The organism is Streptomyces sp. 130 (assembly GCF_007096885.1).
Lineage (GTDB): Bacteria > Actinomycetota > Actinomycetes > Streptomycetales > Streptomycetaceae > Streptomyces.
In genome coordinates this window covers 14,802-35,291 of record NZ_VJNO01000009.1, presented here as the reverse complement: position 1 = coordinate 35,291, position 20,490 = coordinate 14,802, and the positions used below count along the sequence as shown (strand labels likewise).

Genomic DNA, 20,490 nt, shown 5'->3' with positions numbered 1-20,490 from the left:
TGCCCGGTCAGCAGCTCGTCCGGCGTCTCCGGGGTGCCCGCCATCCGCTCCTGGCCGGTGTGCGCGCCGTCGAAGAGGGCCTCGACCGTACCGGCGTACGGCTCCCGGAAGACCTCGGCCGGGTCGGCGTGGACGGCGTGCAGGCGGTTGCAGGCGACCAGCGTGTACGCGGCGTAGACCACGCTCGGCTTGGCGTCCGGCCCGCCCGCGAGGAGTGCGCGACTCCGCGCCGCCGAAGTCGTTACGCCCAGCTGACCGGCGCCGGCGCGCCGCGCCGGAATCAGCGGTCCTCGCCCGCCTGGAGTGCCCGGCCGAGCCCGAGGGCCGTGGACGCGTCCTGCGAGAAGCCGGTGACCAGGACCTCGCGGTCCAGGACGTGCCCGGTGCGGGGCGCGAAGGCGCGGGCGGCCCGGAGCATGCCGGGAAAGGCCGTGGTCTCGGAGCCGATGTCCATCCAGGGGCCCGCCGACGCGCAGGGCCGCTCCGGAGCCCGTACGCGGGCGCCTCGGTCAGCGGTCAGGCCCGCGTCGCTCCGGCGGTGCGTCGCCCGGACGCTGAGACCGGTTCGCCCGCGCGGCTCCGGTCCGGTTAGGTTTCTGGTCATGACCGACACGACTTCCACCCGTACCACCGGCGCCGTCGCCGCCGGCCTCGCCACCATCGCCGGCGACGGTGCCGTCCTCGACACCTGGTTCCCCGCCCCCGAGCTCACCGCCGAGCCCGGCCCCGCCGGAACCGAGCGGCTCGGCCCCGACCAGGCCGTCAACCTGCTCGGGGAGGGCGCCGCCAAGGCCATCGGCGTGGACGCCCGCCGCGGGGTCGAGGTCGTCGCCGTGCGCACGGTCATCGCCTCGCTGGACGACAAGCCGCTCGACGCCCACGACGTCTACCTGCGCCTGCACCTGCTCTCGCACCGCCTGGTCCAGCCGCACGGCCAGAACCTGGACGGCATCTTCGGCCACCTCGCCAACGTCGCCTGGACCTCGCTCGGCCCGGTCGCCGTGGACGATCTGGAGAAGGTGCGGCTCAACGCCCGCGCCGAGGGCCTGCACCTCCAGGTGACCTCCGTCGACAAGTTCCCGCGCATGACGGACTACGTGGCGCCGAAGGGGGTGCGGATCGCCGACGCCGACCGGGTGCGCCTCGGCGCGCACCTCGCCTCCGGCACGACCGTGATGCACGAGGGCTTCGTCAACTTCAACGCCGGCACGCTCGGCACGTCCATGGTCGAGGGCCGCATCTCCGCCGGTGTCGTCATCGGTGACGGCTCGGACATCGGCGGCGGCGCCTCCACCATGGGCACGCTCTCCGGCGGCGGCAAGGAGCGCATCGTGATCGGCGAGCGCTGCCTGGTCGGCGCGGAGGCCGGGGTCGGCATCGCGCTCGGCGACGAGTGCGTCGTCGAGGCCGGGCTGTACGTCACCGCCGGGACGCGCGTCACCATGCCGGACGGCCAGGTGGTCAAGGCCCGCGAGCTCTCCGGCGCCTCGAACATCCTCTTCCGCCGCAACTCGGTCACCGGCGCCGTCGAGGCCCGCCCGAACAACGCGGTCTGGGACGGCCTCAACGACGTCCTGCACAGCAACGACTAAGCGGACACGAGGAGTTCCTCGTACGCCGCGCGCAGCCCGTCGGACGCCTCGCGCCCGGCGGGCTGCAGCGGTTCGCGCACCGGGCCCGCCGCCAGCAGCGCCTTCGCGGTCACCGTGCCGGGCAGCCCGGACGCCATCATCAGCGCGGTCAGCGGCGCGAGCCGCGCGTTCAGCCGGGCCGCTCCGGCGGTGTCCCCGGCGTCGAACGCGTCCAGCACCGCCCGCAGCCGGCCGGGCACCACGTTGGCGACCGTGCTGACGAACCCCGCGCCGCCCACCGCGTACAGCGGCAGGTTCAGCTCCTCGCAGCCCGAGTAGTAGGCGAGCCCGCCGGCGGCGATCACCCGGGTCGCCGTCAGCAGGTCCTGCGAGCAGTCCTTCACGGCCACGACGCGCGGGTGCTCCGCGAGCCTGAGCATGGTCTCCGGCTCGATGCGGGTGCCGGTGCGGCCGGGGATGTCGTACAGCATCACCGGCAGGCCCGCCTCGTCCGCGATCCGCCGGAAGTGGGCCTCCACCGCCGCCTGCGGTGGCCTGCTGTAGTACGGAGTCACCACCAGGAGCCCGTCCGCGCCCGCGCGTTCCGCCTGACGGGCCAGCTCGATCGTGTGCCGGGTGTCCGCGGTGCCGACGCCCGCCACCAGCGGTACGCCGGGGCCGACCGCCTCGCGCACCGCGCGCAGCAGCTCCGCCTTCTCGCTGTCGGAGGTGGTCGGGGACTCCCCGGTCGTGCCGCTGAGCACCAGCCCGTCGCAGCCGCCCGCGACCAGGGCGGCGGCGTGCGCGGCGGCGGCCTCCCGGTCGAGGGCGCCCTCGGCGGTGAACGGCGTGATCATGGCGCAGAGGGCGCGGCCGAAGGGGCGCGGGCGGGCGGAAGCGGAAGGTGTCATACCCGCAGTCTCGGGCGCCGGATCGTGAAGGTCCACTTAGATCTGCTGCGGGTGAAGGTGAAGCAACGCTCAAGAATGGGCGATGATCCGTACGGCAGGTGTCCGGGGCCCGGGCCCCTTGCCCGCATTCCGGTCGGCACGCGGCGAAATGCGTTTACGCTTGGGGCGTGTTCCGCCCGCGCCCCGCCGAAGGTCCTGGGCCGCGGCACACGTCCTGAGCCGGCCCGGCCCGGCGACCAGCCCCCGCACGTTCCGAGGAGACCCCCTGATGTCCGCAGAGCGCCCGACCCTGCCGCCGGTCCGGCTGCACACCGAGGCCGAGCTGGCACGGGACGCCCTTGCCGCGCCGCTGCTCGCCCGTGCCGCACGGCTCGCCCGCTGGGCCGGCCCGGACACCAGGGTCGGCGCCGGCGGCGAACTGGTCGACGCGCAGCTGCCCGCCGCCGCCGAACACCTCGGCCTCACCCCGGACGAGGACGGCGCGGCGGAGGCCAGTGAGGCGTGGCGGCTCGCCGTGGACACCGGCCTGGTCGAGGTCGAGGACCCCGCCGGTGAGACGGGCGACCCGGACGACGGCTTCGGCGGGGACGACGGCTTCGGCGACGAGGAGGCCGGGGACCAGGAGCCGGCCGGGACGGTCACGGCCGGGGAGAACCTGGCGCTGCTGACCGGGGGTTCACCGGCGGACGTCCTCGCGATCTGGCTCGACGGCCTGGAGGCCGCGTACGCCGACGCCACCGCGCCCGCCTTCGACGACTTCGCCGACCTCATCGGCGAGGACGGCTCGGTCGACTTCGACGCGCTCGACTGGGACCCGGAGACCGAGGCGGAGTTCCTGGACGGCGTCCTCGGCAATCTCTACCTGCTCACCGTCGGCGAAGGGGCGGACGGGGCGCCCGTGCCGCTGCCCGCGCTCGCCGCCTCGATGATCGTCCCCGACGACATGGGGGAGCCCACCGACGACGTCCTGGAGCAGATCTCGGACGCGATGATGCGGCTGGACGACCAGTTCCGGGTCCTCGAACCCATCGGCATCGTCGAGTACCAGCCGGTGGACGAGGCGCTGCTGGTCGAGGAGGGCGAGGGCGCCCTGTCCCCGGGCGACGAGGAGGACGTCACCCGGTACGGCATGGTCCGGCTGACGCCCCTCGGCCTCTACGGCATCCGCGCCCGGATGCTGGACGCCGGGGTGGACGCCCCGGCGATCGGGGACCTCGCGGACAAGGGCGCCGACGCGCTCCTCGGCGGCGTCGCCCACTACCCGGAGGCCGCCGCGCGCGCGGAGATCCAGCTGTGGCTCACCCACCGGGGCCCGGACGGCGCCGCCGCCGAACTCCTGGACGCGGCACGGGGCGCGGACGAGCTGGGACCGCTGCGCCGGCTGCACTGCCAGCAGGCGCTCGCCCTGGTCGGCGCCGAGGCGGAGCCCGCCGTGCGCGCGGTGCTCGACGACGCGGAACTCGGCGGCCTGGCCCGGGTCTGGCTCGCCGAACGCGGCGCGGAGGACGTCCCGGCGCCCTCGGAGGAGATGATCTTCTGGCTCGCCATCGACACGATCGCGGCCCAGCTGGAGGCCGCCGGTGACCTCGACGAGCTCCAGGGCCTGGTCGAGGGTCTGTCCGGCCAGCACAGCGGCTTCTTCGAGGAGGCGTGGCGCGTCGACCACCCGGCCACGGCGGACGTCCTGGAGGCGATGGGGCGGCTGCACAGCGACAAGAAGCAGGCCAAGGACGCCCGCAAGGCCGCGTTCAAGGCACGCTCACGCGGCGGTTCGGCCGACTGAGCGGGCGTAGCGCGACGGGGTGAGGGGCGGCCGAAGTTCACCGAACGGGTCGCCCCGAAGTCGTCGCGGGTTCAACTGGTGTTGGGGAACGGACGGAACGGTGAGCCCGTCAACAGCACGCCCCCGCAGCACCAGGAGTACGTGATGGCCTTCACGCGCAGGGAATTCACCAGACAGTCCGCCCTCACCGGCGCAGGCATCGCCCTCACCGGAACCGTCGCCGCGCTGGCCACCGCGCCCGGCGCCCTCGCCGCCGGGGACCCGAAGCACGGCCACGGCCACGACGGCCACGGCCACGACGACCACGACGGCCACGGCCACGGCGGTCACGACAACGGACCCGGGTACGGCCCGCTGCGCCCCGACCCGAAGGGCATACTGGCGCTGCCCGCCGGCTTCTCGTACCGGATCATCACGCGGTGCGGGGTCACCAAGCTGGAGAGCGGCGAGTACACGCCGTCCAACCACGACGGCACGGCCGCCTTCGAGGGCCCGCGCGGGGTGACCCTCCTGGTCAACAACCACGAGCTGAGCGGCACCCGGGCCGGCTGGGAGCACCCCGTGCCCCTCACCGACGGCCTGGTCTACGACCCGGTCGCGGCGGGCGGCTGCACCGTCGTGGAGACCCGCCGCGACGGCCGCACCGCCGAGTGGGTCGGCATCGCCGGCACCTCCACCAACTGCGCGGGCGGCGCCACCCCGTGGGACACCTGGCTGACCTGCGAGGAGACCGAGGACAAGGCCGGCAAGAACGGCCTCCTGAAGGACCACGGCTACGTCTTCGAGGTCGACCCGTACGACAAGCGCGCCAACCGCTCGCCGCGCCCCATCAAGGCGTTCGGCCGGTACGCGCACGAGGCGGTCGTCATCGACCCCAAGCAGGGCCACGCCTACCTCACCGAGGACGCCTCGGGCCCCAACGGCCTGCTCTACCGCTGGGTGCCGCCGCACGGCTTCCGGCACGGCCGGGGCAAGCTGCGCACCCTCGCCGACGACGCGGGCGTGCTCCAGGCGTTCAAGTGCTTCGACAAGCAGGGCAAGTTCGTCGACGACCTCTCGCGCGCCACGAAGACCGGCACGGTGTACGGCGTGGACTGGGTGGACGTGCCGGACCGCGACGCGAAGTCGGTCTCGGTGCGCAAGCAGTTCGCGGACGGCCAGGTCACCCGCGCCCGCAAGCTGGAGGGCATGTGGTGGGCCGACGGCGGCGCGTACGTCGTGTCGTCCTTCGCCCGTGACGAGAGCCCCGTCCAGCACGACGGCCAGGTCTGGTTCTACGACCCGAAGCGCCGCACGCTGACCCTGAAGGTGCTCCTCGGCGTCAACCCGGACCCGTCGAAGGACGGCGCGTTCGACGGCCCGGACAACATCACCGTCTCGCCGTACGGCGGCCTGGTCATCGCCGAGGACGGCGAGGGCGTCCAGCACCTCTTCGGGGCGACCGAGAGCGGCCGTACCTACCCGATCGCGCGCAACGAGCTGAACATCGGCAGCGAGGAGGAGCCGGAGTACAGCGAGTTCACCGGGGTCACGTTCTCGCCGGACGGGCAGACGCTGTTCGCCAACATCCAGACCCCGGGGATCATGGTCGCGATCACCGGCCCGTGGAAGCGGCAGCCCAACCGTTAGCAGCGGGGCATGGCGCCGGGGGCGCCGGGGGCGCATACTCGACCTCAATGAAACAGTCAGCCGGCTCCCGGCGCCACCTGCCGTCCAGTCCCTTCAACCGCCCGGCCCAGGCGGCCCCACCGGTCGAATTGTTCGACGTGGGTGACCGGGTCTCGCACGACCAGTTCGGTCTCGGACGCGTCCTCGCCGTCGAGGGCGACAACGACGCGGTGCTCATCGACTTCGCGGGCCGCCAGGGCCGCATCATGAGTCCGTACTCCAAGCTCACGAAGCTCTGAGGCCGTCTCAGGGGCCGTCCGCCAGCCGCGCGGACGGCCCCTGAACCGTGCTCGGGGCCCTACAGGGCCTGGGCGGCCGGCTTGACCATGCCCCGGACGGTCCGCGACTTCACGAAGTCGCCCATCGCGGTCATCTCCCACTCGCCGGAGAACTGCTTGATCAGCTTGGCCATCATCACGCCGGTCTGCGGCTCGGCCCCGGTCAGGTCGAAGCGGACCAGCTCCTCGTCGGTGGCGGCGTCGACCAGCCGGCAGTACGCCTTGGCCACCTCGGTGAACTTCTGGCCGGTGAAGGAGTTGACCGTGAACACCAGGCCCGTGGCCTCCGCCGGAATCCGGCCCAGGTCCACGACGATCACCTCGTCGTCCCCCGCGCCCTCACCGGTGAGATTGTCCCCGGAGTGCTTGATCGCGCCGTTCAGGACGGAGAGCCTGCCGAAGTAGCAGCTGTCCAGGTGGTTGCGCTGAGGTCCGTAGACGATGACCGAGGCGTCCAGGTCGATGTCCTTGCCGCGGAAGGCGGGCTCCCAGCCGAGGCCCATCTTGACCTGGGAGAGCAGCGGGCGCCCCGCCTTGACCAGCGAGACCGTCTCGTTCTTCCGGAGGCTGACCCGGCCCTTGTCCAGGTTGATCCGGCCGGGCGCGGGCGGCGCCGCGGGGGCGGCGGCCGGCGGCGGGGGAGCGGGGGCGGTGACCGGGGCCGGGGCGGCGGCCGGCGGCGGGGGCGCCGGGGTGGTGGCCGCGGGCGCGGCGGGGGGCTCCTCGACCGTGACGCCGAAGTCCGTGGCGATGCCGGCCAGGCCGTTCGCATAGCCCTGGCCGACCGCGCGGACCTTCCAGGCGCCGCCGCGCCGGTAGACCTCCATGATCACGAGCGCGGTCTCGGCGCCCAGCCGGGGCGGGGTGAAGGAGGCGATCACGGCACCGCCGTCCGCGTCGCGCACGGTGGCGGTCGGCTCGATGCCCTGAAAGGTCTGGCCGGCGGCGTCCGGGCTCGCCGTGACGACGATCTTCTCGATGCCGGCGGGCACCGAAGCGGTGTCCACGACGACGGCGTCCGGCGCGCCGCCGCCGGAGCGGTAGCTCACGCCGGGGCCCGTGGGCTGGTTGTAGAAGATGAAGTCGTCGTCGGAGCGCACCTTGCCGTCGGCGGTGAGCAGCAGGCCCGATACGTCGAGCCGCACGGGCGCGGCGACGTCCACCGCCACGCGGACGGCGGTGAGCGGGAGGTTCGAGCCGGGTGTCATAGCGGTCATGTCCGGATGAACGAACGACCCGGCTTTGCCGTTCCCTTACCTTTCGACGGCTTCGCCCGGACGGCGGAACGCCCCGCTCCGGCCCTTCGGTCAGTGCGGCCAGATCGGCGGGTTGGTGCAGAAGTGGCCGCCGAGGTGGGCGTGGTCCGGGTTGTCCGGGTCCAGCTCGCCCTGGTCCGCGACGAGCTGTGCCGCGTACGGCTCCGAGTCGTCGCGCGGCTCGTAGCCGAGCGCCCGGGCCGAGCTGAGGTCCCACCACAGCCGGGTGTTGTCCGACGAGCCGTACACGACGGTGTGGCCGACGTTCTCGGCGGTGAGCGCGGCGTCGAAGAGCCGGGCGCCGTCGGCGGGGCTCATCCACACCGACAGCATCCGGACGGACGTCGGCTCCGGGAAGCAGGAGCCGATGCGGACGGAGACCGTCTCCATGCCGTGCAGGTCCCAGTACAGCTGGGCCAGGTCCTCGCCGAACGACTTGGAGAGGCCGTAGAAGGTGTCCGGGCGGCGCGGGGTCTCCACCGGGATCAGCGGATCGCCCGGGAGCGGGCGCGGGGTGAAGCCCACCGCGTGGTTGGACGAGGCGAACACGACGCGCCGCACGCCTGCCTCGCGCGCGGCCTCGTACAGGTTGTACGTGCCCTCGATGTTCGCCTTGAGGATCTTGTCGAACGAGGCTTCCAGGGAGATGCCCGCGAGGTGGATGATCGCGTCGACCCCCGTCACGGCCGCGCGCAGCGCCTCCCGGTCCCCGAGGTCGGCGGTGATCGCGTCCGGCTCGCCCTCGATCGGCACCATGTCGAACAGGCGCAGGGTGTAGCCGTGGGCGGGCAGCAGCTCGCGCATCAGCGTGCCGAGGCCGCCGGCGGCGCCGGTGAGCAGGACGGTGCGGGGCTTTTCGGCGGGCATGCGGGGTCTCCTCTTGGATCAGGTTCACATGCGTGGACAAGGTATGCGGGGGGTCGGGGGGCGTCAAGGGAACCCGGTGTCGGGATGGCCCGGACCAGGGTGTCGGCGCCTTGACCCCGGCGCCCCGGCGGGCCTAGCTTAGGCGTCGTTCATGAATATGGACGTTAATCAGAGATGCGCACGCCTCAGGAGGCGCCCGTGAGCTCAGACCCGCTTGCCGCCCGGCTCACCGCCGTTGCCGGGCCGCTCTTCTTCCCCGTCACCGCCTACGACGCGGCCGGCTCCGTCGACCTGGACGCCTTCCGGGCGCACGTCCGTCAGGGCGTCGACGCGGGCGCGGCGGCCGTCTTCGCGTGCTGCGGCACCGGGGAGTTCCACGCCCTGGCACCGGAGGAGTTCCGGCGCGTCGTCGCCGCCGCCGTGGCGGAGACCGCCGGGCGGGTGCCGGTCGTCGCGGGAGCCGGATACGGCACCGCGCTGGCCGTCCACTTCGCCGAGCTCGCCGAGGAGGCCGGCGCGGACGGACTCCTCGCCATGCCCCCGTACCTGGTCCACGCGGACCAGGAGGGGCTGCTGGCCCACTACACCGCGCTGGCCGGGGCGACCGGCCTGGAGACCATCGTCTACCAGCGCGACAACGCCGTCTTCACCCCCGAGACCGTGCTCGCCCTGGCCCGGACCCCGGGGATCATCGGGCTGAAGGACGGCTACGGCGACCTGGACCTCATGCAGCGCATCGTGAGCGCGGTGCGCACCGGGCTGCCCGGGCAGGACTTCCTCTACTTCAACGGGCTCCCCACCGCCGAACTCACCGGCCTCGCCTACCGGGGCATCGGCGTCACGCTCTACTCCTCGGCCGTCTTCGCCTTCGCCCCGGACATCGCGCTCGCCTTCTACCGCGCCCTGGACTCCGGCGACGACGCCCTGGTCAACGCGCTGCTCGACTCCTTCTACCGGCCGCTCGTCGAACTCCGGGCCCGGGGGCGCGGCTACGCCGTCTCCCTCGTCAAGGCCGGCGTCCGGCTCGGCGGCCTGGACGTGGGGCCGGTCCGCAGCCCGCTCACCGAGCCGCCCGCCGCCCACGTCGAGGAGCTGACGGAGATCATCGCCGCCGGCCGCGCGCTGCTGGAGCGGCACCGGACGCAGGGGCGCGGATGAGGACGTCCGCCTTCCTCTACCCCTGGGACGTCGTCGGCGACCCGGACGCCGCCGCCCGCGTCGCGGACCTCGGTGTCCAGCAGGTGACGCTGGCCGCCGCCTACCACTCCACCCGGGCGCTGACCCCCCGCCACCCCGGCCACCGCATCGTCACGGCCGAGTACGCGGCGGTCCTGTACCCGCCGGACGAAGGCCGCTGGGCGGGCCGGGCGCTGCGCCCGTACCGGCAGGCGTGGACCGCTTCCGACGACGCCTTCGCCGAGGCCGCCGAGGCGCTGTCCGGCGCCGGTCTCGACGTGCACAGCTGGGTGGTCCTCGCGCACAGCTCCCGGCTGGGCGCGGAGCACCCGGACACCTCCGTGGTCAACGCCTACGGGGACCGCTACCCGTGGGCGCCCTGCATCGCGCGCCCCGAGGTCCGCGCCTACCTGGTGGACCTGGCGGCGGAGGCGGCGGTACGCGACGGGGCGCGGGGCACCGAGCTCGAGTCCTGCGGCTGGTACGGCTTCGCCCATCTGCACGCCCACGACAAGGTGGCGGGCGTCGGGCTCGGCGACGCGGCGCAGTACCTGATGTCGCTCTGCTTCTGCGCCGTCTGCCGGGCCGGTTACGCCGGACAGGGCCTCCACCCCGACGAGCTGGGGGCGGCCGTGCGCCGGGCCCTGGAGCCGGTCTGGTCCGGGTCCGGATCACCGGACGCGGGCTGGGACGCCGTCGGGAAGCTGCTGGGCGCCGGCCTCGCGGAGGCGACGCTGCGGTGGCGCACGGAGACGGCCCGCAGCCTCCAGGAAGCGGTGACCGGCGCGGTGCGGGCGGCTGCCGCGCCCGGGTTCCAGGTGCTGCTGCACGCCGACCCCGCCCCGTACCGCTGCGGGGCCAACGCGGGCGTCGATGCCGGGCACATCCTGTCCGTGGCGGACGGGGTGGTCCTGCCGTGCACCGGGGCGGACGCGGCGCGCGAGGCGGTGCTCGGGCCGTTCGCCGGCGCCTCCGGCGCGGTCGTCGCCGCCAACCTCACCGTGGTGCGCGGCATGGGCGGCAGCCCGGACACGCTGGAGCGGGACGCCGCGCACGCCGCCTCGCTCGGCGCCAACCAACTCCGCCTGTACCACGCGGGCCTGGCCTCCGACCCGGACCTGGCCACCGTCAGGGGGGCGCTCTCGCGCCTCGGCTGAGACGGGCGGGCCGGCGGGTGCCAGGGGGCCCCGCCGGCCCGTCACCAGCGGCAGCGCCGCCGTCGGCACCGCCCCCGCGCCCACGGGCGGCAGCCGCACCGTGACGCGTCCACCCACGCCACCGGCCCCGCTCCCGCCCGGGTGCCGCCGCGCGGGCCGGCACGAGCCCGCCGCCCCACCGCGATCCCGGACACCGCGCCACCGGTCCCGCTCCCGCCCGGGTGCCGCCGCGCGGGCGGGCACGAGCCCGCCGCTCTACCGCGCTTCCGGACGCCGCGCTCCCGGTCCCGTTCCCGCCCGGGTGCCACCGTGCGGGCCGGCATGAGCCCGCCGCTCCACCGCGCTTCCGGACGCCGCGCTCCCGGTCCCGCTCCCGCCCGGGTGCCACCGTGCGGGCCGGCGCGAGCCCGCCGCTCCACCGCGATCCCGGACACCGCGCCACTGGTCCCGCTCCCGCCCGGGTGCCACCGTGCGGGCCGGCGCGAGCCCGCCGCTCCACCGCGATCCCGGCCGCCCCGCGGACACCCGCCCCGGCAGCCGGGGCATCGGCGCGCCCGCGAACAGGCCGACCGCGACGGCGTACGGCGCCGCCCCGTTGAGCGCGGCGTACGGCATCGTGTCCGAGGCGGAGGAGGCCGCGCCCGGAGCGCTACGGCCGGCCCCGCCATCTCGCCTTCCTGACCTGCGCGTTCGTCAGGCGGCCAGGCCGGCGGCCGAGGTCCCGGCGCGGCCCGGGCGGATGCCCCGCGCCGGTGAACTTCCGGCGGGCACACCGCAATCCGTGTACGGCACATGTCCTCGTTCCACGAAGTTCTTTCGTCAGAAGCGTTGACGAAACATTCGCGGCGGCCCTAGCTTCATCGCGTCGTACTCCGTACGTCATATATGAGACGCGATACGCGAGATGTGAGAGCCCTGCACCCATGACCTTTGCGCCCACCCCGATTCCGTCCCGCACCCAGTACGTGCTGGAGGCGGTCAAGCACGCGATCCTCACGGCACAACTGAGGCCGGGGCAGGCGCTCGTGGAGACCGAGCTCGCCGCGCAGTTCGGGGTCTCCAAGACCCCCGTCCGCGAGGCGCTGAAGACCCTCGCCGGCACCGGACTCGTCGTCATGAGCCAGTACAAGGGCGCCACCGTCCGGCTGGTCGACGCGGCCATGGCCCGCGAGGTGTACGACGTACGGCTGCTGCTCGAGCCCGAGGCGCTGCGCCGCTCGATCACCCGCAAGGCGTCGCTCGACGAGGCGCAGGAGGCCCTGGAGCGGGCGGACTCGGCGGGCGACAAGGCCGACCGGTCGCTCGCCAACCGGGACTTCCACCGCGCGCTCTACCTGCCCTGCGGCAACCCGCTGCTGGCCCGGATGCTCGACGAGGTCCGCGACCAGGCGGCGCTCGTCTCCACGGTCGCCTGGTCCACCATCCCCTCCTGGGAGCGGGAGGCGGCCGAGCACCGGGAGATCCTGCGGCTCGCGCTCGCCGACGACGCGGACGCGGCGGCCGGGGCCCTGCACGACCACATCGCGTCGTTCGTCCGCCGCGCCTTCCCCGACGACGAGGACGGGGGCGGCGCGGCGTGAACCGGCACACCGACGAAAGGCCAGTCCGCATGGACCTCACACCGCTGAAGGCGGCCCTCGCAGATGTCGTGGCGATCCCGGTCACCCCGTTCGCCGGGGACGGGACCGTCGACACGACGGCGCACCGCGCCCTGCTGCGGAGACTGCTCGACGGCGGCGTGCGCATCGTCACCCCGAACGGCAACACCGGGGAGTTCTACGCGCTCACCCCCGAGGAGCGGCGCACCGTCACCGAGCTGACCATCGACGAGGCCGGCGGCCGTGCCACGGTCCTGGTCGGCGTCGGGCACGACGTGCCGACCGCCGTCGCCGCCGCCGAGCACGCCCGGGACGCCGGGGCCGAGATGGTGATGGTCCACCAGCCCGTCCACCCGTACGTCTCGCAGGACGGCTGGATCGACTACCACCGGGCCATCGCGGAGGCCGTCCCCGGACTCGGCGTCGTCCCGTACATCCGCAACCCGCACCTGGACGGCTCCTGCCTGGCCGTGCTCGCCGACAGCTGCCCCAACGTCATCGGCGTCAAGTACGCGGTGCCGGACGCGGCCCGCTTCGCCGCCTTCGCCCGCGACGCCGGGCTGGAACGTTTCGTCTGGATCGCCGGGCTCGCCGAGCTGTACGCCCCGGCCTACTTCTCGGCCGGCGCCACCGGCTTCACCTCCGGGCTCGTCAACGTGGCGCCCGGCGTCTCGCTGGCCATGCTGGAGGCGCTGCGGGCAGGCGACCACCCGGCGGCCATGAAGGTCTGGGAGCAGATCCGCCGCTTCGAGGAGCTGCGCGCCGACCGCCAGTCCGCCAACAACGTCACCGTCGTCAAGGAGGCCCTGGCCGCCCTCGGGCTGTGCGACCGCTCGGTGCGCCCGCCCAGCCGGGTGCTGCCCGAGGCCCAGCGCGCCGAGGTGGCCGACCAGATCGCCGGGTGGTCCATATGACCGGCCGCATCGCCCCCGAGGAACTGCGCAGCCACCAGTGGTACGGCACCGACGGGCTCCGCTCGTTCAGCCACCGCGCCCGCACCCGCCAGCTCGGCTACCTCCCCGAGGAGCACCTGGGCAAGCCGGTCGTGGCGATCCTCAACACCTGGTCGGACATCAACCCCTGCCACGTACACCTGCGCGACCGGGCGCAGGCCGTGAAGCGCGGGGTCTGGCAGGCGGGCGGCTTCCCGCTGGAGTTCCCGGTCTCCACGCTCTCGGAGACCTTCCAGAAGCCGACCCCCATGCTCTACCGCAACATGCTGGCGATGGAGACCGAGGAGCTGCTGCGCTCCTACCCCGTCGACGGGGCGGTGCTGCTCGGCGGCTGCGACAAGTCCACCCCGGCGCTGCTGATGGGCGCCGCGTCCGTGGACCTGCCGGCCGTCTTCGTACCGGCCGGGCCGATGCTGCCGGGGCACTGGCGCAACGAGGTCCTGGGCTCCGGGACCGACATGTGGAAGTACTGGGACGACAAGCGCGCCGGGCTCATCGGTGACTGCGAGATGGGCGAGCTGGAGAACGGCCTCGCCCGCTCGCCCGGCCACTGCATGACCATGGGCACCGCGTCCACCCTCACCGCCGCCGCCGAGGCGCTGGGCGTCACCGTCCCCGGCGCCTCCTCGATCCCCGCCGTCGACTCCGGGCACGACCGGATGGCCGCCGCGTCCGGACTGCGCATCGTCGAACTGGTGTGGCAGCAGCGGAAGCTGTCGCAGATCCTCACGGCCGATGCCTACGAGGACGCCGTCGCGACCGTCCTCGCGCTCGGCGGGTCCACCAACGCGGTCATCCACCTCATCGCGATGGCCGGCCGCTCCGGGATCAAGCTCACCCTGGACGACTTCGACCGCATCGCCCGCACCGTCCCGGTCCTGGCCAACCTGCGCCCCGGCGGGAAGTACCTGATGGAGGACTTCCACTTCGCCGGCGGGCTCCCCGGCTTCCTGGCCCGGATCGCCGACGTCCTCCACCTGGACCGGCCCACCGTCGCCCACGACACGCTGCGCGAACAGCTCGACGGGGCGCTCGTGCACAACGACGACGTCATACGGGAGCGCTCCAACCCGCTCGCGGACGAGGGCGGCGTGGCGGTGCTGCGCGGCAACCTCTGCCCGGACGGCGCCGTCATCAAGCACATCGCCGCCGAGCCGCACCTGCTGCGCCACACCGGGCCCGCGGTCGTCTTCGACGACTACAAGGAGATGCAGCGCACCATCAACGACCCGGCGCTCGCGCTCACCCCCGACCACGTCCTGGTCCTGCGCAACGCGGGCCCCAAGGGCGGTCCCGGGATGCCCGAGTACGGCATGCTGCCGATCCCCGACTACCTGCTCAAGCAGGGTGTACGGGACATGGTCAGGCTCTCCGACGCCCGGATGAGCGGCACCAGCTACGGGGCGTGCGTGCTGCACATCGCGCCCGAGTCCTACGTCGGCGGGCCCCTCGCCCTCGTCCGCACCGGTGACCTCGTCACCCTGGACGTCGAGGCGCGGCTGCTGAACCTCGACGTGCCCGACGAGGAGCTGGCGCGCCGCCGCGCCGAGTGGACCCCGCCGCCCGTCCGGTACGAGCGCGGCTACCAGGCGCTCTACCAGGACCAGATCACCCAGGCCGACACCGGCTGCGACTTCGCCTTCCTGGCCCGGCCGGGAGAAGTGCCCGACCCGTACGCCGGCTGAACGGCCCCTCAGGAATTCCGGCGCCCCCTTGTTCGGCATGCCGAACACCATGCGGGAAGCGCTTGCGTACTACACGCACCACCGGCTCCGCCGCGTAACACCGCACCACCCGCACCCCCGTACAGAGAGAACGGAGACGTGTCATGGCCCAAGCCTCCGCCGCGGCCACACCGCCCAAGGTGCCCAGGCGCCGCTCCGCGAGCCCCCGCAGGCTGCCGTATCTGCTGATCGCCCCCGCGGGGCTGCTGATGCTCGGCTTCATCGCCTATCCGGTGGTCAGCGTCTTCTACTACAGCCTGCAGAACTACAACGTCACCAAGCCGTGGCGGAACGGCTTCGCCGGCTTCGACAACTTCACCCGGATCTTCACCGAGGACGACCAGTTCTGGACGACGCTCGGCTTCAGCGCCCAGTGGGTCTTCGTGCAGGTCGCGCTCCAGCTCACGCTGGGGCTCGCACTGGCCCTGATCGTCAACCAGAGCTTCATCGGCCGGGGCATCTCCCGCGCCATGGTCTTCTCGCCGTGGGCCGTCTCCGGGGTGCTGACCAGCACCATCTGGATTCTGCTCTACAACTCCTCGACCGGCTTCAGCCGCTACCTCGCGGACGCCGGGATCGGTGAGTACGGCACCTCGGTGCTCTCCGACACCGGCACCGTCTTCTGGGCCGCGACCGTCTCCGAACTCTGGCGCGGCGTCCCCTTCTTCGCCATCCTCATCCTCGCCGACCTCCAGTCCGTCTCCAAGGAGCTGTACGAGGCCGCCGCCGTGGACGGCGCCGGACGGATGCGGCAGTTCTTCCACATCACCCTGCCCCACCTGCGGGACGCGATCATCCTGTCCACGCTGCTGCGCGGGGTCTGGGAGTTCAACAACGTCGACCTGCTCTACACCCTGACCGGCGGCGGACCGGCCGGCGAGACCACCACCCTGCCGCTCTACGTCGCCAACACCGGCATCGAGGGCCACGACTTCGGCTACGCCTCCGCGCTCACCACCGTCGCCTTCGTGATCCTCCTCTTCTGCTCGATCGTCTATCTGCGCCTGAGCAAGTTCGGAGGCGACCACAAGTGACTGCCGCCCTCGCCGAGAAGAACGGCACCCACGCCGCACGGCCGGCCGCCCCCGAGGGCCCGCCGCCCGCCAGGCCCCGCCGCAGGCCCGGCCGCGAACGCGCCTTCGACGACGTACCGCGCTGGCAGATCTACGTGCCCCTGGGCATCTACCTGATCTTCACGCTCGTCCCGTTCTACTGGATGTTCCTCTTCGCCGTACGGCCCGCGGGCTCCACCTCGCTGGTGCCGTGGCCGATGACCGGGGAGCACTTCTCCAAGGTCTGGAACGAACGCAGCTTCGCCGTCTTCTTCCAGAACAGCATGATCGTCGGCGTCTGCACCCTGGTCGCCACGACCCTCGTCGCACTGGCCGGCGGCTACGCCCTCGCCCGGTTCGACTTCAAGATCAAGAACGGCTTCATGCTGGCGCTGCTCTGCTCGCAGTTCATCCCCGGCGCCCTGATGCTCGTCCCGCTCTTCGAGATCTTCAAGAACCTCCAGATGATCAACTCCCTGGGGAGCGTGGTCATCGCCGAGACGGTCTTCCAGCTGCCGCTCTCCATCATCCTGATCAGCGGATTCATCAAGAACGTGCCGCCCTCCCTGGAGGAGGCCGCCTGGGTGGACGGCTGCTCGCGCTTCCGGGCCTTCTGCGCGGTCGTGCTGCCGCTGCTGCGCCCCGGCCTCATCGCCGTCGGCTCGTTCGCCTTCGTGCACAGCTGGAACCACTTCCTGTTCGCGCTGATGTTCCTCAGCGAGCAGGACAAGCAGACGATCCCGGTCGGCCTGAACACCCTCATCGGCGCGGACAGCGTCGACCTGGGCGCGCTCGCCGCGGGCGGGGTGATCGCCGCGGTGCCCGTGGTGATCGTCTTCGCCTTCATCCAGAAGTGGCTGATCACCGGCTTCAGCGCCGGCGCCGTGAAGGGGTGACGGACATGACCTCGCTGCCCCCCACCGCCACCCCCGTCCCGATCGTCCTCGCGGGCGCCCGGGGCCACGGCCGCTGGCACCTCGCCAACATCCGCCGCCTCCAGCACCAGGGCCTCGTCCGCCTGGCCGGCATCTGCGAGCTCACCCCGCTCGACGCCACCGAGCTCGACGCCTTCGCGGACGAACCCCCCGAGCAGTCCGCCGACTTCGGCGCCCTCCTGGACTCCACCGGGGCCCGTGCCGCCGTCATCTGCACCCCCATCCAGACCCACACCGCCCTCGCCCTGACCGCCGCCGGGCGCGGCGTGCACCTCCTCCTGGAGAAACCGCCCGCCGCCACCCGCGCCGACTTCGACCGCATCCTCGCCGGGGTGCGGGAGGCGGGCACCGCCTGCCAGGTCGGCTTCCAGTCCTTCGGCTCGCACGCCGTCCCCGCCATCCGGGAACTCGTCGCCGCCGGCGCCATCGGCACCGTCCGGGGTTACGCGGCGGCAGGCGCCTGGGTCCGCGACGACGCCTACTACCGGCGGGCCCCCTGGGCCGGGCGGCGCCGCATCGGGGACACCGACGTGGTGGACGGCGTCCTCACCAACCCGCTCGCCCACGCCGTCGCCACCGCCCTCGAACTCGCCGGCACCACCGCCGAGGACGTCACCGCCATCGACACCGAGCTCTTCCGGGCCCACGACATCGAGGCCGACGACACCTCCTGCCTACGCGTCACCACCGCGTCCGGGCCGCCCGTCACCGCCGCCGTCACCCTCTGCGCGGAACAGGCGGGGGAGCCGTACGTCATCGTCCACGGCGACCGGGGCCGGGTCACCTTCTGGTACAAGCAGGACCGCGTCCTCGTCCAGCGCGCCGGACACGGCCCCCTGGAGACCGTGCACGGGCGCACCGACCTCCTGGAGAACCTGGTCGCCCACCTGACGGACGGCACCCCGCTCCTCGTACCGCCGGAGCGCACCGGCGCCTTCATGGAGGTCGTGGAGGCCGTACGCACCGCGCCCGAACCGCGCCCCCTGCCGTCCGGCGCCTGGCACACCGTCCCCGTGCCCGGCACCGGCGCCACCCGCCGGGTGGTGCGCGGCATCGACGCCCTGGTCGCGTCCGGCGCCGAGACCCTCGCGCTCTTCTCCGAACTCGGCGCGCCCTGGGCGCTCAGCGAGGTGGCCTCCTCATGACGACCACCGCCCTGCTCAGCTGCGCCGGCCGCCCCGTCGGCCGCTACACCTACCTCCCCGCCGACGCGGGCCGCCCCTACCTGCACCCCGTCACCACCCTCGCCGGCATCCCCGTCACCGAGGAGCGCCCGGCCGACCACATCCACCACCTCGGCGCCTCCGTGGCCGTCCCGGACGTCTCCGGGCACAACTTCTGGGGCGGGCGCACCTTCGTCCGGGGCCAGGGGCCCACCGTGCTCGACAACCACGGGACGCAGCGCCACCTGGGCTGGAAGCTGTGCGACCCGGACGGCTTCGTGGAGGAGCTCGGCTGGGAGGCCGGCGGCGGCGAACTGCTGCGCGAACACCGCACGGTGGCCGCCACCGCCCTCTCCGACACCGCCTGGGCGCTGGACCTGTCCTTCTCGCTCACCAACCCCGGCCCCGGCGACCTGTCGATCGGCAGCCCCGCCACCAACGGCCGCCCCGGCGCCGGATACGGCGGCTTCTTCTGGCGCGCCCCCAAGGAGGCGTCCCCGCCCGCCGTGTTCGGCCCGGCGGCGGACGGCGAGGAGGCGGTGCACGGGCGGGCCGCCGACTGGGTCGCGCTCTGCGGCGACGGCTGGTCCCTGGTCTTCGCCGGGGCCACCGAGGAGACCCGCCGCGACCCGTGGTTCGTGCGCACCGCCGAGTACCCGGGCGTCGGCTCCTCCCTGGCCGCCGCCGAACGGCTGCCCGTCCCCGCCGGCGCCACCGTCGTACGCCGCGTCGTCACCGTCGTCGCGGACGGCCGGCTCGACCGGGCCGGCGCCGCCGCCCTCGTCCGCCGGGCGGTGACCGCGTGAACGGAACCCGCCCCTGGACCGCCGACCTCGGCGACACCTACCGCAACCCGGTCCTGAACGCCGACTGGTCCGACCCGGACGTCATCCGCGTCGGCGACGACTTCTACCTCACCGCCTCCAGCTTCGGCCGCGCCCCCGGGCTGCCGCTGCTCCACTCCCGCGACCTCGTCAACTGGACGCTGACCGGGCACGCCCTGGACCGCCTGGAGCCCGCCGCCGAATTCGCGGTGCCCCGCCACGACTGCGGGGTGTGGGCGCCCTCGCTCAGGCACCACGCCGGACGGTTCTGGATCTTCTGGGGCGACCCCGACCACGGCATCCAGCAGATCAGCGCCGAGGACATCCGGGGCCCGTGGACCACCCCGCACCTGGTGAAGGCCGGACGCGGACTGATCGACCCGTGCCCGCTGTGGGACGAGGAGACCGGCGAGGCGTACCTCGTGCACGCCTGGGCCAAGTCCCGCTCCGGGATCAAGAACCGGCTCACCGGACACCGGATGAGCCCCGACGGGCGGGAACTGCTCGACGGGGGCAAGACCCTGATCGACGCCGACACCCTGCCCGGCTGGTTCACCCTGGAGGGCCCCAAGCTCTACCGGCGCGGCGGCGAGTTCTGGATACTCGCCCCGGCCGGCGGGGTCGCGACCGGCTGGCAGGGCGCCTTCCGCTCCCGCGACTTCTTCGGCCCGTACGAGGAGCGCGTCGTCCTCGCCGAGGGCCGGACCGGGGTCAACGGCCCGCACCAGGGCGGCTGGGTGACCACCCCGTCCGGCGAGGACTGGTTCCTGCACTTCCAGGAGCGCGGGGCGTACGGGAGGCTGGTGCACCTCCAGCCGATGCGCTGGGACGCTGACGGCTGGCCGGTCATCGGGGACGCCGGCGAACCCGTCGCCACGCACCGCAAGCCCGCCCTGCCCGCCCAGCCCGTCGAGGCCCCGGCCTGCGACGACGGCTTCCCGGGCGGCCGGTACGGCAGGCAGTGGCAGTGGACGGCGAACCCGCGCCCCGGCTGGACCGTCGAGCACGCCGGGGACGGGCTGCGGCTGAGCTGCGTACCGGCCCGGGACGCGCACGACCTGCGGCTCCTGCCCCACGTACTGGTCCAGCGGCTGCCCGCCGAGACGTTCACCGCCGAGGTCGGGCTCGCCCTGGACAGCGAGGCGCCCGGGGCCAGGGCGGGGTTCGCCGTGCTCGGCGACGCCTACTCCTGGATCGGCCTCGAACGCGAGGCGGAGGGCGGGGTGCGGCTGGTGCACCGGTTCGCCGAGACCACCGCCACCGCCGAGCGCGACGCCGGGCACGCCAGGCCGGCGCCCTCGGGCACGGCGCGGCTGCGGATCGAGGTGGCGCCCGGCGCCCGGTGCCGCTTCCTCGCCGACACCGGGGACGGGGGCGGGTTCCGGCCCTCCGGGCAGGTCTTCGCCGCCACCCCGTGGCGCTGGGTCGGCGCGCTGCTCGGACTGTTCGCCACCGCGCCGCCCGGGACGGGCCCGACCGGGACCGCCCGCTTCACCGGCTTCCACGTAACCGCGTAACCGGACCACCGTCCGGCGCACAACCCCCCATGCACGCGCACGACCCGAGAGACCCGA

At 73.7% G+C, this 20,490-nt stretch carries 18 protein-coding genes; 14 read left to right on the top strand and 4 right to left on the bottom strand.

From position 1 onward, the window contains the following. Positions 1 to 280: 280 nt before the first annotated feature. Entirely contained in the window at positions 281 to 604 is a 324-nt protein-coding gene (locus FKN01_RS10500) for a hypothetical protein (protein ID WP_143618881.1), read from the bottom strand. Here FKN01_RS10500 and dapD point away from each other — a divergent pair. After that, the gene (dapD, locus tag FKN01_RS10495; RefSeq protein WP_143618879.1) at positions 603 to 1,592 is read left to right on the top strand and encodes a 2,3,4,5-tetrahydropyridine-2,6-dicarboxylate N-succinyltransferase; all 990 of its coding nucleotides are present in this window, start codon (positions 603 to 605) and stop codon (positions 1,590 to 1,592) included. The genes FKN01_RS10500 and dapD overlap by 2 nt on opposite strands. On the opposite strand, the gene dapA is transcribed toward dapD, so the two are convergent. Next, positions 1,589 to 2,482: a 4-hydroxy-tetrahydrodipicolinate synthase gene (gene dapA, locus FKN01_RS10490; RefSeq protein ID WP_143618877.1), complete on the bottom strand. Its 894-nt coding sequence runs from the start codon at positions 2,480 to 2,482 to the stop codon at positions 1,589 to 1,591. The two genes, dapD and dapA, sit on opposite strands and share 4 nt — an antisense overlap. A gap of 268 nt (positions 2,483 to 2,750) precedes the next feature. Here dapA and FKN01_RS10485 point away from each other — a divergent pair, with 268 nt between their 5' ends. From FKN01_RS10485 to FKN01_RS10475, 3 genes are all read left to right on the top strand, one after another. Beyond that, positions 2,751 to 4,265, top strand: coding sequence for a hypothetical protein (locus FKN01_RS10485; RefSeq protein WP_143618875.1), 1,515 nt, complete (start codon positions 2,751 to 2,753; stop codon positions 4,263 to 4,265). A gap of 144 nt (positions 4,266 to 4,409) precedes the next feature. Continuing rightward, positions 4,410 to 5,894 carry an alkaline phosphatase PhoX gene (locus tag FKN01_RS10480; RefSeq protein WP_143618873.1) on the top strand — a complete coding sequence of 495 codons (1,485 nt, stop codon included), beginning with the start codon at positions 4,410 to 4,412 and terminating at the stop codon, positions 5,892 to 5,894. A 47-nt stretch (positions 5,895 to 5,941) separates the two neighbouring features. Next, entirely contained in the window at positions 5,942 to 6,172 is a 231-nt protein-coding gene (locus tag FKN01_RS10475) for a CarD family transcriptional regulator (protein WP_018104640.1), read from the top strand. A gap of 59 nt (positions 6,173 to 6,231) precedes the next feature. Here the strand turns inward: FKN01_RS10475 and FKN01_RS10470 are convergent, their stop codons facing one another. Together FKN01_RS10470 and FKN01_RS10465 are read right to left on the bottom strand one after the other, a co-directional pair. After that, a complete protein-coding gene (locus tag FKN01_RS10470; RefSeq protein ID WP_143619158.1) occupies positions 6,232 to 7,419 on the bottom strand; it encodes a TerD family protein in 1,188 nt (395 codons plus the stop codon). A 99-nt stretch (positions 7,420 to 7,518) separates the two neighbouring features. Next, positions 7,519 to 8,334: an NAD(P)-dependent oxidoreductase gene (locus FKN01_RS10465; protein WP_143618871.1), complete on the bottom strand. Its 816-nt coding sequence runs from the start codon at positions 8,332 to 8,334 to the stop codon at positions 7,519 to 7,521. Between the two features lie 198 nt (positions 8,335 to 8,532). Here FKN01_RS10465 and FKN01_RS10460 point away from each other — a divergent pair, with 198 nt between their 5' ends. From FKN01_RS10460 to FKN01_RS10415, 10 genes are all read left to right on the top strand, one after another. After that, the gene (locus FKN01_RS10460; RefSeq protein ID WP_143618869.1) at positions 8,533 to 9,492 is read left to right on the top strand and encodes a 5-dehydro-4-deoxyglucarate dehydratase; all 960 of its coding nucleotides are present in this window, start codon (positions 8,533 to 8,535) and stop codon (positions 9,490 to 9,492) included. Then, complete coding sequence (locus FKN01_RS10455) at positions 9,489 to 10,667, top strand: hypothetical protein (RefSeq protein ID WP_143618867.1); 1,179 nt, start codon at positions 9,489 to 9,491, stop codon at positions 10,665 to 10,667. Before FKN01_RS10460 ends, FKN01_RS10455 begins: the two co-directional genes overlap by 4 nt. Positions 10,668 to 11,590: 923 nt before the next feature. Then, positions 11,591 to 12,247: a GntR family transcriptional regulator gene (locus FKN01_RS10450; RefSeq protein ID WP_143618865.1), complete on the top strand. Its 657-nt coding sequence runs from the start codon at positions 11,591 to 11,593 to the stop codon at positions 12,245 to 12,247. Positions 12,248 to 12,276: 29 nt separating this feature from the next. After that, positions 12,277 to 13,179: a dihydrodipicolinate synthase family protein gene (locus FKN01_RS10445; protein ID WP_143618863.1), complete on the top strand. Its 903-nt coding sequence runs from the start codon at positions 12,277 to 12,279 to the stop codon at positions 13,177 to 13,179. Continuing rightward, positions 13,176 to 14,903: an L-arabinonate dehydratase gene (gene araD, locus FKN01_RS10440; RefSeq protein WP_143618861.1), complete on the top strand. Its 1,728-nt coding sequence runs from the start codon at positions 13,176 to 13,178 to the stop codon at positions 14,901 to 14,903. Before FKN01_RS10445 ends, araD begins: the two co-directional genes overlap by 4 nt. Before the next feature lie 143 nt (positions 14,904 to 15,046). After that, positions 15,047 to 15,976, top strand: a complete 930-nt coding sequence (locus FKN01_RS10435; protein WP_143618859.1) for a carbohydrate ABC transporter permease — start codon at positions 15,047 to 15,049, stop codon at positions 15,974 to 15,976. Continuing rightward, positions 15,973 to 16,890: a carbohydrate ABC transporter permease gene (locus FKN01_RS10430; protein WP_143618857.1), complete on the top strand. Its 918-nt coding sequence runs from the start codon at positions 15,973 to 15,975 to the stop codon at positions 16,888 to 16,890. The genes FKN01_RS10435 and FKN01_RS10430 overlap by 4 nt, the downstream gene beginning before the upstream one ends. Positions 16,891 to 16,895: 5 nt before the next feature. After that, positions 16,896 to 18,074: a Gfo/Idh/MocA family protein gene (locus FKN01_RS10425; protein WP_185992804.1), complete on the top strand. Its 1,179-nt coding sequence runs from the start codon at positions 16,896 to 16,898 to the stop codon at positions 18,072 to 18,074. Next, complete coding sequence (locus FKN01_RS10420) at positions 18,071 to 18,898, top strand: PmoA family protein (RefSeq protein WP_143618853.1); 828 nt, start codon at positions 18,071 to 18,073, stop codon at positions 18,896 to 18,898. Before FKN01_RS10425 ends, FKN01_RS10420 begins: the two co-directional genes overlap by 4 nt. Continuing rightward, complete coding sequence (locus tag FKN01_RS10415; protein ID WP_143618851.1) at positions 18,895 to 20,433, top strand: glycoside hydrolase 43 family protein; 1,539 nt, start codon at positions 18,895 to 18,897, stop codon at positions 20,431 to 20,433. The genes FKN01_RS10420 and FKN01_RS10415 overlap by 4 nt, the downstream gene beginning before the upstream one ends. Positions 20,434 to 20,490 lie beyond the last annotated feature (57 nt).

What these genes read in the sequence shown, in the direction of transcription:
- FKN01_RS10455 (WP_143618867.1), top strand. Translation starts at nt 9,489, where the DNA reads ATGAGGACGTCCGCCTTCCTCTACCCCTGGGACGTCGTCGGCGACCCG.
- FKN01_RS10420 (WP_143618853.1), top strand. Translation starts at nt 18,071, where the DNA reads ATGACGACCACCGCCCTGCTCAGCTGCGCCGGCCGCCCCGTCGGCCGC.
- FKN01_RS10425 (WP_185992804.1), top strand. Translation starts at nt 16,896, where the DNA reads ATGACCTCGCTGCCCCCCACCGCCACCCCCGTCCCGATCGTCCTCGCG.
- FKN01_RS10435 (WP_143618859.1), top strand. Translation starts at nt 15,047, where the DNA reads ATGGCCCAAGCCTCCGCCGCGGCCACACCGCCCAAGGTGCCCAGGCGC.
- FKN01_RS10500 (WP_143618881.1), bottom strand. Translation starts at nt 604, where the DNA reads ATGACCAGAAACCTAACCGGACCGGAGCCGCGCGGGCGAACCGGTCTC.
- dapD (WP_143618879.1), top strand. Translation starts at nt 603, where the DNA reads ATGACCGACACGACTTCCACCCGTACCACCGGCGCCGTCGCCGCCGGC.
- FKN01_RS10445 (WP_143618863.1), top strand. Translation starts at nt 12,277, where the DNA reads ATGGACCTCACACCGCTGAAGGCGGCCCTCGCAGATGTCGTGGCGATC.
- FKN01_RS10450 (WP_143618865.1), top strand. Translation starts at nt 11,591, where the DNA reads ATGACCTTTGCGCCCACCCCGATTCCGTCCCGCACCCAGTACGTGCTG.
- araD (WP_143618861.1), top strand. Translation starts at nt 13,176, where the DNA reads ATGACCGGCCGCATCGCCCCCGAGGAACTGCGCAGCCACCAGTGGTAC.
- dapA (WP_143618877.1), bottom strand. Translation starts at nt 2,482, where the DNA reads ATGACACCTTCCGCTTCCGCCCGCCCGCGCCCCTTCGGCCGCGCCCTC.
- FKN01_RS10465 (WP_143618871.1), bottom strand. Translation starts at nt 8,334, where the DNA reads ATGCCCGCCGAAAAGCCCCGCACCGTCCTGCTCACCGGCGCCGCCGGC.
- FKN01_RS10475 (WP_018104640.1), top strand. Translation starts at nt 5,942, where the DNA reads ATGAAACAGTCAGCCGGCTCCCGGCGCCACCTGCCGTCCAGTCCCTTC.
- FKN01_RS10485 (WP_143618875.1), top strand. Translation starts at nt 2,751, where the DNA reads ATGTCCGCAGAGCGCCCGACCCTGCCGCCGGTCCGGCTGCACACCGAG.
- FKN01_RS10480 (WP_143618873.1), top strand. Translation starts at nt 4,410, where the DNA reads ATGGCCTTCACGCGCAGGGAATTCACCAGACAGTCCGCCCTCACCGGC.
- FKN01_RS10470 (WP_143619158.1), bottom strand. Translation starts at nt 7,419, where the DNA reads ATGACACCCGGCTCGAACCTCCCGCTCACCGCCGTCCGCGTGGCGGTG.